This window comes from Sphingopyxis yananensis, assembly GCF_020687785.1.
GTDB classification, from domain to species: Bacteria; Pseudomonadota; Alphaproteobacteria; order Sphingomonadales; family Sphingomonadaceae; genus Sphingopyxis; species Sphingopyxis yananensis.
Genome location: NZ_JAJEWI010000005.1, coordinates 221,547 through 237,225, shown reverse-complemented (window position 1 = coordinate 237,225; position 15,679 = coordinate 221,547). Strand labels below are relative to the sequence as shown.

The 15,679-nt window shown below is 58.4% G+C and carries 15 protein-coding genes and 1 riboswitch; of the genes, 11 read left to right on the top strand and 4 right to left on the bottom strand.

The features are described from left to right. Nucleotide 1: 1 nt before the first annotated feature. The 6 genes from LKO31_RS03650 (at nt 2) to LKO31_RS03625 (ending at nt 6,581) form a co-directional block, all read left to right on the top strand. A complete protein-coding gene (locus LKO31_RS03650; RefSeq protein ID WP_407699240.1) occupies nt 2–1,081 on the top strand; it encodes a 5-(carboxyamino)imidazole ribonucleotide synthase in 1,080 nt (359 codons plus the stop codon). Nucleotides 1,082–1,120: 39 nt separating this feature from the next. Then, on the top strand, nt 1,121–1,612 hold the full coding sequence (locus LKO31_RS03645) for a dihydrofolate reductase (protein WP_227688714.1): 492 nt from the start codon (nt 1,121–1,123) through the stop codon (nt 1,610–1,612). Between the two features lie 46 nt (nt 1,613–1,658). Continuing rightward, a complete protein-coding gene (locus LKO31_RS03640) occupies nt 1,659–2,588 on the top strand; it encodes a bifunctional riboflavin kinase/FAD synthetase (protein WP_227688713.1) in 930 nt (309 codons plus the stop codon). Between the two features lie 67 nt (nt 2,589–2,655). Continuing rightward, entirely contained in the window at nt 2,656–5,610 is a 2,955-nt protein-coding gene (gene ileS / locus LKO31_RS03635; RefSeq protein WP_227688712.1) for an isoleucine--tRNA ligase, read from the top strand. Then, complete coding sequence (gene lspA / locus LKO31_RS03630) at nt 5,607–6,125, top strand: signal peptidase II (RefSeq protein ID WP_227688711.1); 519 nt, start codon at nt 5,607–5,609, stop codon at nt 6,123–6,125. Before ileS ends, lspA begins: the two co-directional genes overlap by 4 nt. Nucleotides 6,126–6,161: 36 nt before the next feature. Beyond that, the gene (locus LKO31_RS03625) at nt 6,162–6,581 is read left to right on the top strand and encodes a DUF3035 domain-containing protein (RefSeq protein ID WP_227688710.1); all 420 of its coding nucleotides are present in this window, start codon (nt 6,162–6,164) and stop codon (nt 6,579–6,581) included. Nucleotides 6,582–6,737: 156 nt separating this feature from the next. Here LKO31_RS03625 and LKO31_RS03620 read toward each other — a convergent pair whose 3' ends face one another. The 4 genes from LKO31_RS03620 to LKO31_RS03605 all read right to left on the bottom strand — a co-directional run bounded on the left by LKO31_RS03620 (nt 6,738) and on the right by LKO31_RS03605 (nt 9,906). After that, nucleotides 6,738–6,923 (bottom strand): hypothetical protein, encoded by a 186-nt coding sequence (locus LKO31_RS03620; RefSeq protein WP_227689561.1) that lies wholly within the window; start codon nt 6,921–6,923, stop codon nt 6,738–6,740. Nucleotides 6,924–7,033: 110 nt separating this feature from the next. Further along, on the bottom strand, nt 7,034–8,953 hold the full coding sequence (gene dxs / locus LKO31_RS03615) for a 1-deoxy-D-xylulose-5-phosphate synthase (protein ID WP_227688709.1): 1,920 nt from the start codon (nt 8,951–8,953) through the stop codon (nt 7,034–7,036). A gap of 69 nt (nt 8,954–9,022) precedes the next feature. Further along, on the bottom strand, nt 9,023–9,604 hold the full coding sequence (locus LKO31_RS03610; RefSeq protein WP_227688708.1) for a hypothetical protein: 582 nt from the start codon (nt 9,602–9,604) through the stop codon (nt 9,023–9,025). A gap of 17 nt (nt 9,605–9,621) precedes the next feature. Further along, nucleotides 9,622–9,906, bottom strand: coding sequence for a hypothetical protein (locus LKO31_RS03605; RefSeq protein WP_227688707.1), 285 nt, complete (start codon nt 9,904–9,906; stop codon nt 9,622–9,624). Between the two features lie 131 nt (nt 9,907–10,037). Then, nucleotides 10,038–10,149: riboswitch (TPP riboswitch) on the top strand. Nucleotides 10,150–10,205: 56 nt separating this feature from the next. Between LKO31_RS03605 and thiC the strand changes: the two genes are divergently transcribed. The 5 genes from thiC to LKO31_RS03580 all read left to right on the top strand — a co-directional run bounded on the left by thiC (nt 10,206) and on the right by LKO31_RS03580 (nt 15,622). Next, nucleotides 10,206–12,086 (top strand): phosphomethylpyrimidine synthase ThiC, encoded by a 1,881-nt coding sequence (thiC, locus tag LKO31_RS03600; RefSeq protein WP_227688706.1) that lies wholly within the window; start codon nt 10,206–10,208, stop codon nt 12,084–12,086. Between the two features lie 168 nt (nt 12,087–12,254). Next, the gene (locus LKO31_RS03595; RefSeq protein ID WP_227688705.1) at nt 12,255–12,950 is read left to right on the top strand and encodes a hypothetical protein; all 696 of its coding nucleotides are present in this window, start codon (nt 12,255–12,257) and stop codon (nt 12,948–12,950) included. A 255-nt stretch (nt 12,951–13,205) separates the two neighbouring features. Then, entirely contained in the window at nt 13,206–13,610 is a 405-nt protein-coding gene (locus LKO31_RS03590) for a hypothetical protein (RefSeq protein WP_227688704.1), read from the top strand. A gap of 24 nt (nt 13,611–13,634) precedes the next feature. Next, nucleotides 13,635–14,882 (top strand): reverse transcriptase domain-containing protein, encoded by a 1,248-nt coding sequence (locus LKO31_RS03585; protein ID WP_227688703.1) that lies wholly within the window; start codon nt 13,635–13,637, stop codon nt 14,880–14,882. Nucleotides 14,883–14,923: 41 nt separating this feature from the next. Further along, a complete protein-coding gene (locus tag LKO31_RS03580) occupies nt 14,924–15,622 on the top strand; it encodes a hypothetical protein (protein ID WP_227688702.1) in 699 nt (232 codons plus the stop codon). Nucleotides 15,623–15,679: the final 57 nt, after the last annotated feature.

Below are 15,679 nucleotides of genomic sequence, written 5' to 3'. Positions count from 1 at the left end.
CATGCTCCCTGCCGGATCGACCATCGGAATTTTGGGCGGCGGCCAATTGGGCCGCATGTTGGCGATCCCCGCCGCGCAATTGGGCTATCAAATCCATATTTATGCTCCCGACGCCGAATCGGTGGCGGCCCATGTCGCGGCCCATCACACCCGCGCCGCATGGGACGATGAACAACGCCTCGCGGGCTTCGCCTCCAAATGCGACGTCGTCACGCTGGAATTTGAAAATGTTCCCGTCGACACCATCCGTTTCCTGTCCGGCCATGTCGCGGTTCACCCCGGTGCCCGCGCCTTGGAAATCGCGCAAGACCGTTTGGCCGAAAAACATTTCGTCGCCGACATGGGGGGCCGTACGGCTCCCTTCGCCGCCGTCCCCAACCGCGCCGCGCTGGACGAAGCGATTGCCCAAATCGGCACCCCCGCCATCCTCAAGACCAACCGCATGGGCTATGATGGCAAGGGCCAGTTCCGCCTACAATCGCCCGATGATGCCGACGCCGCATGGGCCGCCATTGGCAAACAATCCGCCATTCTCGAAGGCTTTGTATCTTTCGATCATGAATTTAGCGTCATCATGGTGCGCGGCCAAGACGGCGAAATGCGCTTCTGGGACAGCAGCCTGAATGTCCACCAAGACGGCATCCTCGCGACCTCCACCCTGCCGCCGCCCGCCATTGTCATCGACCAACAACCCGCCGCCCGCGCCATGATGGCCGAAGTGGCCGAGGGTCTGGATTATGTCGGCGTGCTAACCGGCGAATTTTTCGCCACATCCAGCGGTCCCATATTCAACGAAATGGCCCCCCGCGTGCACAACAGCGGCCATTGGACCATCGAAGGGGCGCGCACCAGCCAGTTTGAAAACCATATCCGCGCCATTGCCGGCTTGCCGCTGGGCGACACCAGCGTGCCGATTCTGCCCGTGCGGATGAACAATCTGATTGGTGATCAAATATACGCCATCCCCGAACTTTTGGAAAAGTCCGTTGCTCATGTTCACCATTATGGCAAAAGCCAAGTGCGCGATGGTCGCAAGCTGGGGCATGTCACATGGGTCGGCGATGATCAGGGCGCTGACTGATACAGCGATAATACATAATTCTTCCTTGGGGGATGCCATATGAACCGACCGGATATCACGCTGATTTTGGCCCGTGCTGACAATGGTGTGATTGGCGCGCATGGCAAAATGCCGTGGCATCTGCCGGCTGATTTGCGCCGGTTCAAACAATTGACGATGAATCGCCCCATGATCATGGGGCGCAAAACCTTCGACAGCCTGCCCGCAGTGCTCGAAGGGCGGCGGCATATTGTCCTGACTCATAATCTGGATTGGGAAGACGAAGGGGCCGAACCCGTCCACAGCGTCGAACAAGCGTTAAAAAGCGCCAACAGCCCGCATGTCATGGTCATTGGCGGAGCAGAAGTTTACCAACTCTTCCTGCCACTCGCGACCCGCATCGAACTGACCGAAGTGCATTTGTCGCCCCAAGGCGACGCCAGCATCGCTTACCCCGACCCTGCCATGTGGCGCGAAAGCGCGCGCGTTTCTCACCCCGCCGACGGCCCCCGTCCGGCCTTTGATTTTGTCACCTTCACGCGGCAGGGCTAATGCAATCAGCACCCCCTTATTTCCTGCCATTGGAAAGTTCGGCCCCATGATTCGCCTCGACGGGCATCTCCCCATCCCCGATGATCTGCGCGGTGCGGTCATCGCTCTTGGCAATTTTGACGGCGTGCACGGCGGCCATCAAGCGGTGATCGGGCGCGCCGTGCGCCACGCCCGCGACGAAGGGCGTCCGGCCATTGTCGCCACCTTCGACCCGCACCCCGTCCGCCATTTCAAACCCGATGCGGAACCTTTCCGCCTCACCAGCTTGGATCAACGCCAAGATTATCTGGCCGCTTTGGGCGCAGACGCTATGCTCGTCCTGCCCTTTGACGCGCAATTGGCCGCCACCAGCGCCGAAGATTTCATCACCCAATTGCTGCTCGCCCGCTATGGCGCGGCAGGCGTTGTCACGGGCGCAGATTTTGTCTTCGGTCGGGGCCGCAGCGGCGATGTCGTCACCCTTGCGGACCATGCCCGCCGCCACGGCTTCTTCACCGAAATGGTTGCCCCTGTGGACGATAGTGACGAAGTGATCTCCTCCAGCCGCATCCGCGACGCTTTGCGCGCGGGCGACTGCGCCACCGCCGCCCGCTTGCTCACCCGCCCCTTCACGGTGCGCGGCACCGTCCAACATGGTGATAAAAATGGCCGAAAACTGGGCTTCCCCACCGCCAATGTCGATATGGGCAATTATGTGCGCCCGCTTTACGGCATTTACGCCATCACAGGCCGCCTCGCTGATGGGCGTGTCCTAAAAGGCGCAGCCAATATCGGCATCCGCCCCAGCTTTGACCCACCCAAGGAATTGCTAGAACCGCATTTCTTTGATCTCGCCGAAGATTTATACGGCCAAAGCGTGGACGTCGAATTCCGCCACTTCCTGCGCGGCGAGGCCAAATTTGACTCCATGGACGCGCTGATCGACCAAATCGCCGCCGATTGCGATCAAGCCCGCAGCTTACTGGCGTCACTTTAAACCAAAAACCGATCTTTTGGCGCATCCCATGCTTGGTTCGGGCGCAAAACTGCGTTAAGCGCGCAGCATGACCGACACTGCGCCCGACTATCGCGATACTGTTTTCCTTCCCAAGACGGACTTCCCTATGAAGGCCGGATTGCCCGCGAAGGAACCCAAAATTTTGGCCAAATGGGCCGAGCAAGATCTGGAAAAGCAGATCCGTGCCGCCCGCGCAGGCCGCCGCCAATTCATTCTGCATGATGGTCCGCCCTATGCGAATGGCGATATGCATATCGGCCACGCGCTGAACCACATCCTCAAGGATATGGTCATCCGCACCCAAACGCTCAAGGGCAAGGACGCGCCTTATGTCCCCGGTTGGGACTGCCACGGCCTCCCCATCGAGTGGAAAGTCGAAGAACTTTACCGCAAGAAAAAGAAGAATAAGGACGAAGTCCCCGTCGAGGAATTCCGCGCCGAATGCCGCGCCTATGCGCGCGGTTGGGTCGACACCCAGCGCGAACAATTAAAACGCCTCGGCATCGGCGGTGATTGGGAAAATCCCTATCTCACCATGGATTTCGCCGCCGAATCCACCATCGTCGCAGAACTGCTCAAGTTCGCCGAAAACAACATGCTCTATCGCGGTGCCAAGCCCGTGATGTGGTCGCCAGTTGAAAAAACGGCGCTGGCCGAAGCCGAAGTCGAATATGAAAATATCACGTCCACCCAAATCGACGTAGCCTTCGAAATCACGCAAAGCGCCGTCGCGGAACTCGTCGGCGCTTATGCCGTTATCTGGACCACCACCCCGTGGACCATCCCCGTCAACCAAGCCTTGGCTTATGGCCCAGATGTCGACTACGCTTGCATTCGTCTGGCGGAGCAAAGCAACTCGCCACTGCCAGCCTCACTACAGAATAAGCAATTCATTGTAGCGGAAGCGCTGGCAGGCGACTTCGTGACGCGCCTTACCAAGGCATATGCCGCTAAGGAACAAGTCACCAACGCGAAGATCGGATTCGAAGTCGTTGCGACCTTCAAAGGCGCAGACCTCGCTGGCACCATCGCCCGCCACCCAATGCACGCGCTGGGCGATTTCTACGCCCGCCCGCGTCCGCTGCTGGCTGGCGATTTCGTCACCACCGACAGCGGCACCGGCCTTGTCCACATGGCCCCCGATCACGGCGAAGATGACTTCGACCTATGCAAAGCCAATGGCATCGAACCGCAATTTGCGGTGATGAACGATGGCCGCTACCGCGACGATTGGCTGTGGCTCGGCGCCCATGACGAGCGCCGCATGTCGGTCATCAACCCGAAATTCAACGCGCCTGACGGCCCGATTTGCTCGGACCTCACCGCAACCGGCGCGCTGCTCGCGGCCTCCGCCGACTATGCCCACAGCTATCCGCACAGCTGGCGCTCCAAGGCCAAGGTTATCTTCCGCTGCACCCCGCAATGGTTTGTGCCGATGGACAAGGTGATGACGCACATCTCCCCCAAGGATCGCTTCGAGCGCCGCTGGGAAGGCGAAGGCGGTGCGCTCAACCCCGCCGAAGAAAATCTGTGCGACGCGCCCACCTTGCGCCAAGCCGCCCTGCAAGCCATTGCCGAAACGCGCTTCGTCCCAGAAAAAGGCCGCAACCGCATCGGCTCAATGGTCGAAGGCCGCCCAGACTGGGTATTGTCGCGCCAACGCGCATGGGGTGTGCCCATCACCCTGTTCGTGGACCGCAAAACCGGCCAATATCTGAACGACCCCGCCGTTAACGCCCGCATCATTACGGCGGTGGCGCAGCAAGGCGTGGACGCATGGTCCGACGAACGCGCCCAAGAATATCTCGGCGATCAATATGACATCGCGGACTATGAACGCATCGTCGACATTCTCGATGTCTGGTTCGACAGCGGCTCAACCCATGCCTTCGTGCTGGAAAGCGGCCGTTGGCCCGCCCTTGTCCGCCGCGATGGAAGCAGCCACGTCGCCGACCTCTATCTCGAAGGCAGCGACCAGCATCGCGGCTGGTTCCAAAGCTCGCTCCTCGAAAGCTGCGGCACGCGCGGCCAAGCGCCCTATAAAGCCGTGCTCACCCACGGCTTCACCATGGACGCCAAGGGCTTTAAAATGTCCAAGTCGCTGGGCAACACGATCAGCCCCATCGACCTGATGCGCGATTATGGCGCGGACATTTTGCGCCTCTGGGCGCTCAGCGTCGACTTCACCGAAGACCACCGCATCGGCAAGGAAATCCTCGCTGGCGTCGCCGATCAATATCGTAAGCTGCGCAACACCTTCCGCTATTTGCTCGGCGCACTCGACGGCTTCAGCGAAGAAGAACGCATCACCGATGTCGCGGCCATGCCGGAACTCGAGCGCTATATGCTCGGCCTGCTGGCCGATCTGGACAAGAAATTGTCCAAGGCCGTCGATGATTATGACTTCAACAGCTACACGCGCCTTTTGGCCGATTTCTGCAACGAAGATCTGTCCGCCTTCTATTTCGACATCCGCAAAGACGTGCTCTATTGCGACCTCGGCCCCGCCGCGCCGCTGGGCACCGACACCCGCCGCGCTTACCGCACGGTTTTGGACACCATGTTCCAAGCCCTTGTCCGCTATGCCGCACCGGTTCTGGTCTTTACGGCAGAAGAAGTGTGGGGCACCCGTTACCCCGAAGCGACCAGCGTTCACCTGCTGGAATGGCCCGAAATCACCGCCGCAGCGGACACCGCTCTGGCCGAAAAATGGACCATGGTGCGCGAACAACGCGTCAGCGTCACCAACGCCATCGAACCCTTCCGCCGCGAAAAAACCATTCGCTCTAGCCTCGAAGCCGAAATCACCATTCCCAACCCCGCGCTCGATGTGGCGGCGTTGGAAGAGGTGTTCATCGTTTCCGTGGCCCGCGAAGGCGATGAACTCGCCGTCACCCGCACCGAAAACCATAAATGTGGCCGCTGCTGGCGTCACCTTCCCGAAGTGGAAAGTGATGGCGACTTGTGCAATCGCTGCGACACTGTATTAAAAACCGCATGAGCAACGCCGCCCCATCCACTTTCCGCACGGGCTTGGCCTTTGCGCTTTTGGCCTTCGTGCTGGACCAGCTGACGAAATGGATCATCATTTCGCCTTTGGCTTTGGAACAGCGCGGATTCATCGAAATATTGCCGATCTTCAACCTCACATGGGCTGAAAACTGCGGCATTTCCTTGTCGATGTTCGCCAATTGCACCGACACCACCCGCTGGACTTTGGTCGGCGTCACTGGCCTTGTCGCCGCCGCCGTCGCCTATTGGATGACCAAGGAAGAGAAGAAAGGCGACGTCATCGCTTTGTCCCTCATCCTCGGCGGGGCGCTCGGCAATATCATCGACCGCGTCCGCTTTGGCTATGTCGTGGACTTTGCCGATTTGCACTTTGGGGCTTTCCGTCCCTTCATGATCTTCAATATCGCCGATGCCTGTATTTCCATCGGCGTGGTTTTGCTGGTTGCGCGCGCGATCTTTTTGGGCGAAAAAAAGCCCACAGACGCCAAGCCGCTTGGCCAATGACCAAATTTCTCAATGGGGCGTATCAGGAGTTTTCCCGTGAAGCGTAACACAGCCATTCTCTCCGCCTCTTTATTGGCCCTCAGTCTGTCCGCTTGCGGATCGAACAATTTGTTCAACCGCGACCGTCCCGACGAATTCGCCGTGTCGCGTCAAGCCCCGCTGATCGTGCCGCCCGAATATGCGCTGACCCCGCCCGCCCTCGGTGCCGCCCGCCCTGCTGGCGAAAGCACGGCGGAACAAACATTGCGCACCCTGTTCGGCGGCGCCGCCCCGCGCAGCGCAACGGAAAATGCCATCATCGGCAGCGCCGACGGCGAGCGCGCCGACCCCGGCATCCGCAGCAATGTCGGCAGCCCCAGCACACAAGTGGTCGACAAGGGCCGCACGGTGCGCGACATATTGGCCGCCCCCCAAGGCGATGGCCGCGAAGCCCGCACCGCTATTCCAGGCGCCTAATCAGACCGCCTGATTTCACTTTTCCAACAAAAAGGCCCGCCATCACCGGCGGGCCTTTTTGTTGCTACATGGCTATTCCATCATCCAATCCGTCCGCCCCCTTGCTCCAGCACGGGACACTCAGGCGTCAGGAATTAGGCCCTCAGGCGTTGGACCTCAAGCATTTGACAATGCGTCGGTAACTTCGGCCAAATTGCCCTGCACCACCACATAATGGCCTTTTTCAAAATTCACGGCGCTGGCATCTTCGCCGCCGCGATAGCGGCGCACATAATTTACGCGGTCCGCGTTAATCGCCACATATTCCCCGTCGATCGTCTTAAACTCGACATAACCGTTCATCACGCCTCTCTCTCATTCCGCTTTGCGCGTCTTTTTTGCGACCATTTTTCCTAGGCTGACGCGCGTCAGCCCAATTGCCAAGCTTTGATTTGCCAAATCGTGCAGACGCCCTAGGCCGAATCCGCCACCCCCGCGCTATTGTGACGCAGCGCGGTCAGCACCGTCTCAACAATATGCGGCGCATTCAGGCGGGCCGCATCATATTGCGCCTGCGGGCTATCATGGTCTTGAAACAGGTCGGGCAAGCGCATGGTGCGCAGCTTCAATCCCGCATCAATCAAGCCCAAATCGCTGGCCATGGTCAGCACATGCGCCCCCATGCCGCCAATCGCGCCTTCCTCGACGGTCACACAGACTTCGTGATTGGCCAAGGCTTTGCGGATCAAATCTTCATCCAGCGGCTTGGCAAAGCGCAAATCGATCACCGTCGTCGACAGGCCGCGCGCTTCCAAATCCTCTGCCGCCTTCAGTGCCTCCGCCAAGCGCGTGCCCAGCGACAAGATCGCCACGGTCTTGCCCTGCTTCACCGTGCGGCCTTTGCCGATTTCCAGCTTGATCGGCACATCCGGCAATTCCAAGCCAATGCCGCCACCGCGCGGATAGCGAAAGGCAATCGGCCCATCATCATATTGCGCGGCGGTATAGGTCATATGCACCAATTCTGCCTCGTCAGCGGCGGCCATCACCACCATATTGGGCAAAGTCGCCAAATAGGTGATGTCAAATGTCCCCGCATGGGTCGACCCATCCGCGCCGACCAAACCGGCACGGTCAATCGCAAAGCGCACGGGCAGATTCTGAATCGCCACATCATGCACCACTTGGTCATAAGCGCGCTGCAAAAATGTCGAATAAATAGCGGCAAAGGGCCGCAGCCCTTCGGCGGCCAATCCAGCGGCAAAGGTCACGGCATGTTGCTCGGCAATGCCAACGTCAAATGTCCGGTCTGGGTGCGCCTTGGCAAAACGGTCGACGCCTGTTCCCGACGGCATGGCGGCGGTAATCGCCACAATGCGCGGGTCGCTATCGGCCAATTTCGCCAGCGTATCCCCAAAAACATTCTGATAAGCGGGTGGTCCCGGCGGCGATTTCTGCTGCTCGCCCGTCACCACGTCGAATTTTTGCACACCATGATATTTGTCGGCTGCCGCCTCGGCGGGGGCATAGCCCTTGCCCTTGCGCGTTACGGCATGAATCAACACCGGTCCATGGTCGCTGTCGCGCACATTTTCCAACACCGGAATCAGATGGTCCAAATTATGACCATCAATCGGGCCGATATAATAAAAGCCCAATTCCTCGAACAATGTGCCGCCCATCGCCATGCCGCGCGCATATTCATCGGTCTTGCGCGCCGCCACTTGCAGCGGTTCGGGCAGGCGCTTGGCAAATTTCTTGGCGGCTTCGCGCAGTCCAATAAAGGGCCGTGACGACACCAGCCGCGCCAAATAAGCCGATAATCCGCCCACCGGCGGCGCAATCGACATATCATTGTCGTTCAAAATGACGATCAAACGATTTCCGGCAGCCTTGGCATTGTTCATGGCTTCATAGGCCATGCCCGCCGACATGCTGCCATCGCCAATCACCGCAATGCCGCGCCCGTTTTTGCCCTGCAATTTATTCGCCACGGCAAAGCCCAACGCCGCGCTAATCGAGGTGCTGCTGTGGGCTGCGCCAAAGGGGTCATATTCGCTCTCAGACCGCTTGGTAAAACCGCTCAAACCGCCGCCTTGGCGCAGGGTGCGAATACGGTCCCGCCGTCCGGTCAGGATTTTGTGCGGATAGCATTGATGCCCAACGTCCCACACCAATTTATCGTCGGGGGTGTTGAAAACATAATGAATCGCGGTGGTCAATTCGACCACACCCAAACCAGATCCCAAATGGCCGCCCGTGGTTCCCACCGCCGAAATCATTTCGGCGCGCAGTTCATCGGCCAATTGGCGAAGCTGTTCGGGTTTCAATTTGCGGAGGTCAGCAGGGACATCCACCGTGTCCAGCAGCGGCGTATGCGGGCGTTCAGTCATGCGGCGGTCTTAATCCCAAGCATTCAATAAGTCGAACAGAAACCGTGGTCGCTTTCTGCCCTTTCACACTCAATGCCTGATATCACCTTCCAGTTGCCAACAACCGTCTTTGGCGCGAAAAATCAACGTCCCCCCAGCGCTGATTTTCTCAAACGCATAACCCATGCCTTCATCCTCCTCCGGCGTATCGACAAAGCGCCCCCACACCCAATTCACCGTGCGGCGGCTGGGCACGCTCTCATCCACCGTAAAATCCACCGGCACCAAATCTTTGTGGGTGCCAAAATGTCCGCGCATCGTATCAACCGATGGCCGCGTATAAAATTGCGTATCCATGGGCCGCAGCGGAAAAGATGCCAGGTCCAAATATCGCTCCAACCGCACGGGACGCGGCGTCCGGTCATCAATGGACGCAAAGGAAATCACCGCCGCGCTATAGCGTTGCTGCACGACATCATCGGCAGAAAAGCTAAACAAAAAGGTGGAAAAATCACCATGGCGGCACGCCGCGGCGGCATCTTCCAAAAACGCCCCAGCGCCATCCCCGCCGCCCTTTTCCTGCGCCTGAACCGCCAGCGGCACCGTCCACGCGGCCAGTCCCGCCACCATCAACGCGCCCAACACGCCTGCTTTGCGGATCACCCTGCCCATTTCTACTCCCACCTCCTCTACGCCTCCGGTCGCCCGTCCGCATTTTGTTCCGCTTCCGGCCGCTCCGCGTGCATATGTTCCACATCCAACTGGGCCTGAGCCATTTTCGCCGTCTGCGTATATAGCGCGCGCACCATCATATCTGTGAACACCAGCACAATCCCGAACGCGCCAGTCATAATGGCCACCGCCGCTGCCGGAACGCGGCCAAAATCGCTCATCCACCCTTGTTTGGCCCCCAAGGCGATTACCACCGTCACCACCATCAGCGCATATCCAGCCAACCGCCATGCTTTCGTCATATCGACCACTCTCATTCTACCGCTGCGCTTATGCTTACCGCCTTGTCCATGAAAGCAAATGCCCCGCCCCGCAAGCCGCTGTTCTGGGTCAGGCCCTAGACAAGCCCCATCTCTTGGACCTATAGCCCATCCCACATACCCCGGGGAGCATGGCGTGCAATCGTCTGCTGAGAGCGGAATATCCCGCGACCCGTTGAACCTGATCCCGGTAATGCGGGCGGAGGGAGGGACGGCTACCGGCGCACCTATATCCACCGGAACCCCGTATTCTCACTCCGATAATGAAAGCGGAGAAGAATATGACCAAAGCTTCCACTATCGGCGTCACCACAGGCCCCATTCGCGGCAGCCGTAAAATCCACGTCGAAACGCCCAGCGGCCTGCGCGTCGCCATGCGCGAAATTCACCAAGCCCCCTCCTCCGGTGAACCACCCATCCGCGTCTATGACAGCAGCGGCCCCTATACCGACGCGGCCACCACCATCGACATTGCGGCAGGCCTGCCCGAACTGCGCCGCGACTGGATTCGCGCGCGCGGCGACGTCGAAGAAGTCGCCCAGCGCGAAGTCCGCCCCGAGGATAACGGCCAACTCGGCCCTGATCGGTCGGCTGGCGTCCCTCCCTTTCCCAACGTCCGCAAACAGGTGCTGCGCGCCAAGCCAGGCCACAACGTCAGCCAAATGCATTATGCCCGCCAAGGCATCATCACTCCCGAAATGGAATATGTCGCCACCCGCGAAAATCTGGGCCGCGAACGTCTGGCCGAATATATCCGCGACGGCCAAGATTGGGGCGCTTCCATCCCCGACTATGTCACCCCCGAATTTGTCCGCGACGAAGTGGCCCGTGGCCGCGCCATCATCCCGAACAACATCAACCACCCCGAATCCGAACCCATGGCGATTGGCCGCAATTTCCTCGTGAAAATCAACGCCAACATCGGCAACAGCGCGGTCGCATCCGATGTGGCGAGCGAAGTCGACAAGCTCGTTTGGTCCATCCGCTGGGGCGCCGACACGGTCATGGACCTGTCCACGGGCCGCAACATCCACGACACGCGCGAGTGGATCATCCGCAACTCCCCCGTCCCCATCGGCACCGTCCCCATCTATCAGGCGCTCGAAAAAGTCGGCGGCATCGCCGAGGAGCTGACATGGGAAATCTTCCGCGACACCCTCATTGAACAAGCCGAACAAGGCGTCGACTATTTCACCATCCACGCCGGCGTCCGCCTGCCCTATATCCCGCTGGCCGCCAACCGCGTCACGGGCATAGTCAGTCGCGGCGGCAGCATCATGGCCAAATGGTGCCTCGCCCATCACCGCGAAAGCTTCCTCTACGAACGCTTCGACGAAATCACCGAAATCATGAAGGCCTATGACATCGCTTACTCCTTGGGCGATGGCCTACGCCCCGGCTCCATCGCCGACGCCAATGACGAAGCCCAATTCGCCGAACTCTACACTTTGGGCGAACTCACCAAGCGCGCATGGGCGGAGGACGTGCAGGTGATGATCGAAGGCCCCGGCCACGTCCCCATGCACAAGATCAAAGAAAATATGGACAAACAATTGGCGGCGTGCGGCGAAGCCCCCTTCTACACCTTGGGGCCCCTCACCACCGACATTGCCCCCGGCTATGACCATATCACCAGCGGCATCGGCGCCGCGATGATCGGCTGGTACGGCACCGCCATGCTCTGCTACGTCACGCCCAAGGAACATCTCGGCCTGCCCGACCGCGACGACGTCAAAGTCGGCGTTGTCACCTACAAACTCGCCGCCCATGCCGCAGACCTTGCCAAAGGCCACCCCGCCGCCAAAGTCCGCGACGATGCTTTATCCAAGGCCCGCTTCGAATTTCGCTGGCGCGACCAATTCAACCTCTCGCTCGATCCTGACACGGCGGAAAATTACCACGACCAAACCCTGCCCGCAGAAGGGGCCAAAACCGCGCATTTCTGCTCCATGTGCGGCCCCAAATTCTGCTCGATGAAAATCAGTCAGGAAGTGAGAGATTTCGCTGCCAAGCAAAACCAACCCGCCACTGCCTTCATCGCGGCAGAAGCCAAGTCCGAAACCGAAGCACAAGCCGAAGCCGGAATGGCCGAAATGTCCAAAATCTTCAAAGCCACGGGCAGCGAACTCTATATGGGCGCCGACGGCAGGGAACATGACTAACCCTCATCCCTAACCCCAAATCAGTTCACCGCAGGCAACCCCTTCTTTTTTCCGCGCCTGCGGTGCGGGCTGATCCAGCGACCCCTCGCCAGATCAGCCCACCATCCCCGCCCATACAGGGCAGCACATACCCTTCTCACCACCGCGCCTTTGCGCCATAAGGCGCGCATGACCATCTCGCTCATCTCGCTGATCGACAGCGCCCACGCCCGCTACACCGAATATTTCGCCGATGCCGTCACCCGCGCCAAATCGGAAAACCCCGATGTCGTCAGCGAATTCCTCATCCCCCTCAGCGACGACAGCATCCCCTTCCCCTACCGCCACTTCCGCGCCGACCTGATGGGCGAAGACGAAGACGACAACACCCGCGCCGTCGAACTATGGCAAGACCCCCCCAGCGAAGAAGACGACCCCCACGCCCGCGCCTATGCCTTCAACCTCGGCACAGTCAGGGTGGAAGTCCACCCCTTCACATGGTGCGCCGCGCAAATCACCTTCGACCACGCCCTCAGCGACGAAAGCCTCATCGCCGACTATCTCGAAGAATGGATGGACCCTCAAGATCGCGCCTATGACAATGGCGAGCCCTTCGCCTTCGCCATCCACTCCGCCACCCAAATCCAGCAAAGCAGCCCCGAAAGCGAAGCCGACCCCGAAACCGCCACAGGCCGCTCCACCGACCTCTACGCCGCCGAAGAATGGGACGAAGACGACACCCCCCCGCGCCTCTCCACCCTCACCCTAGACCTAGGCACCGCCCCCGCCGAAGCCCTCCTAGACTTGATCGAACGCCTGACCCACGACGGAGCGACAGAAATTCTGATCCGCAGCAACTTCCGTGAAGGGGATGATGAGGAGTAAAATCCTCAAGAACGACCTATAATGCCATGTAAATAGATTATTACGTATTGTAATATAGGAAACGTAAAACGATCCAAGCTGAAATTATCCAAATCTAAGGAAAATTACGCAGCACTATACTTGAAAAAAAGTACCCTCAGACCGATATATATTTACGGCAGAAGACACCAAGGGGTTCCCCTTCAGTAAAGCCTCCGCCTCCTGAAATCACTGGCCCAACGCGGCTACGTCGCGCTGAGTCAGGGCCTCGGCCACTTGGCTAATTACGACTATCCGGAAACGGATAATGATCGTTCCAATGATGAAGGGAAGTGTGAAATGCCTTGTGTTATCCAAGAAACCCGCGAGGCAGGGGATTTTATTTGTGAGGGGCCAGCTCCGAGGCGGCCTGAAAGCTCGGCGGTTTTCGCCGCGCAGCCACACGAAACCGGCGCAAAAGGAATCGCAAGTGATTATTTTCACTCGGCTCTTGCATTTGTAGCCGCAATCGTGCTATTGTTAGGTGGGACAATTTGCGCAAATTTCGCGCTAGGAGTCATTGAGAACTCTGCCCAACGCGGCTACGTCGCGCTGAGTCAGGGCCTCGGCCACTTGGCTAATTACGACTATCCGGAAACGGATAATGATCGTTCCGCACTAAGCTCCGCCAGCTTGGGATAATTCAGGTTAAGTTGGCGAGCACAAATGAATAACGCACGACATCGGGCCTTTGAAGTATCCAAACTCAGAAGCATCTGGGCGAAGCGCCGCACCAACCTCGTAAAAAGCTGCTCCGGCATCGACCGGATATCAGGCACTCAATTCGAAGCCAATCTCCCTCATTCTCTAGGCGAGATTCGCAATCGAGCGTTATCAAATTACCGCCCGTCAGGACTGCTTGCGATTCCAGTCCCAAAACCGTCAGGCGGCAATCGGATCATTTGTGTTCCGACAATTTCTGACCGACTCATTCAATTCGCCGTTCAACACGAGATTTTAGAAACTGTAAAAAAGAACGGACTTCTAAATGCCGTCAGTTACGGCATCGTCCCAAATGAAGATCGCACAGTTCAAGACGCTCGAAAAATGGCTATAAAAATGCGGACCGCCTCTGGCTGGGCCTACAAGTGCGACATCGTGAAATTCTTCGACAACGTTCCGCGAGAGCACCTTAAGGGCGCTATAAAGCGCACGGTTCGTCTACCGTCGCTATATCCCGTTATCGCCCAAATCATCGACACCGAGATAAGCAGCGGCATCGGCCCCGACTGGGAAAACATCGTCGCAAGTAACGGCATTAACCGCGGCATCGGCATCAGACAAGGAATGCCCCTCTCCCCCTTACTCGCCTCCATACTCTTGAAGGATTTAGACTGCGCAATCATGAAGCGCGGAACCAAAGCCATACGCTATGTCGACGACATAATAGCCTTTTTTGACACCGAGAAAGAGTGTCGCGACTTCGACAGCTTCATCAGTGAAGAACTTGAAAAAATCAGCCTCTCAATAGGTTTGATAGGTGACAAAAACTCCAAGACATCGATATGCCCACCAACGAAAGAAATTGAATTTCTAGGAATGGAACTTCGGCCTCATAAAAGCTCTTACGAATTATTCATTCCAAGCAAATTAAGTGATAAAATAGGCAAAAAAATATTCAATTCTACAGATATAAAATCGATAAAATCAAACATGACGCCTTTAAAAGAGATCATTAATAAATTGGACAACCTTAAGAAAGGCTACATCTCTGCGTACGCTGGCGCGCAGAACATGGATAGGTTCGTGCAACACATCGAGGATCAAAGTACAATTGCATTAACAAATACGGTTGAGCAGATTTTAGGCATCAACACTCACGAATTAAACAAGATGCAACGCGTATTCCTAGGTATTACCTACCCCGACCGAGCACAAAAAAAACACACGTCGCACTCTCGTAAGAAGCGCTAACACTCTTTCCTACATTCCCCCGCCATGCTTCATAATCATCCATGGCAAAACAAATCAAAACTTCACCCAAGGGCGCGAACGGCAAAGCTACCGCGCTCACCCCTGTCCGCTTGCGCGCGCGCCACGATGGCTGGACGCCGGAACGCCAAGTCGCCTTCCTCGAATCTTTGGCCGAAACCGGCTGTGTCCAACAATCCGCCGCCCATGTCGGCCTGTCCCATACCTCGGCCTATAATCTGCGCCGCCGTCCCGAAGCCCAAGCCTTCCGCCTCGCATGGGACGCCGCGCTTGATTTCGCCGTGCGCCGCTTGGCCGATGCCGCCCTATCCCGCGCTATTCACGGCGTTGCCGAACCCATTTTCTATCGCGGGCAGCAAGTGGGCGAACGGCGCCTCTTTGACGAACGCCTAACCCAATTCATCCTGCGCACCCGCGACCCCGCCCGCTTTGGCAAATGGCGCGAAGACCGCGAAGCCGTGCAACATTTCGACGGCCCCGCCCTCATCCTCAACCGCATGGCCAATCTCGCCGCCGATGCGGCTTATGATGGCGAAGATCGCGGCACCCCCGCCCCGCCAAACCCGCACATGCTCGCCGCCGCCCTCACCCAATCGGGCCTCGCCGCGCACAGCCCCGCCGCCAACCAACCCCACACCCCCCAAGCCTACACCGCCCCATCCCCAGCCGAACAAACAGGCCGCGACTTTATCAACCACCCCATCAGCACCCGCCCCGCCTAAAGCCCATCACCCCCCCACAAAATACCCACCTCCCCAAACGCTCCCCGCGCGGCAGAC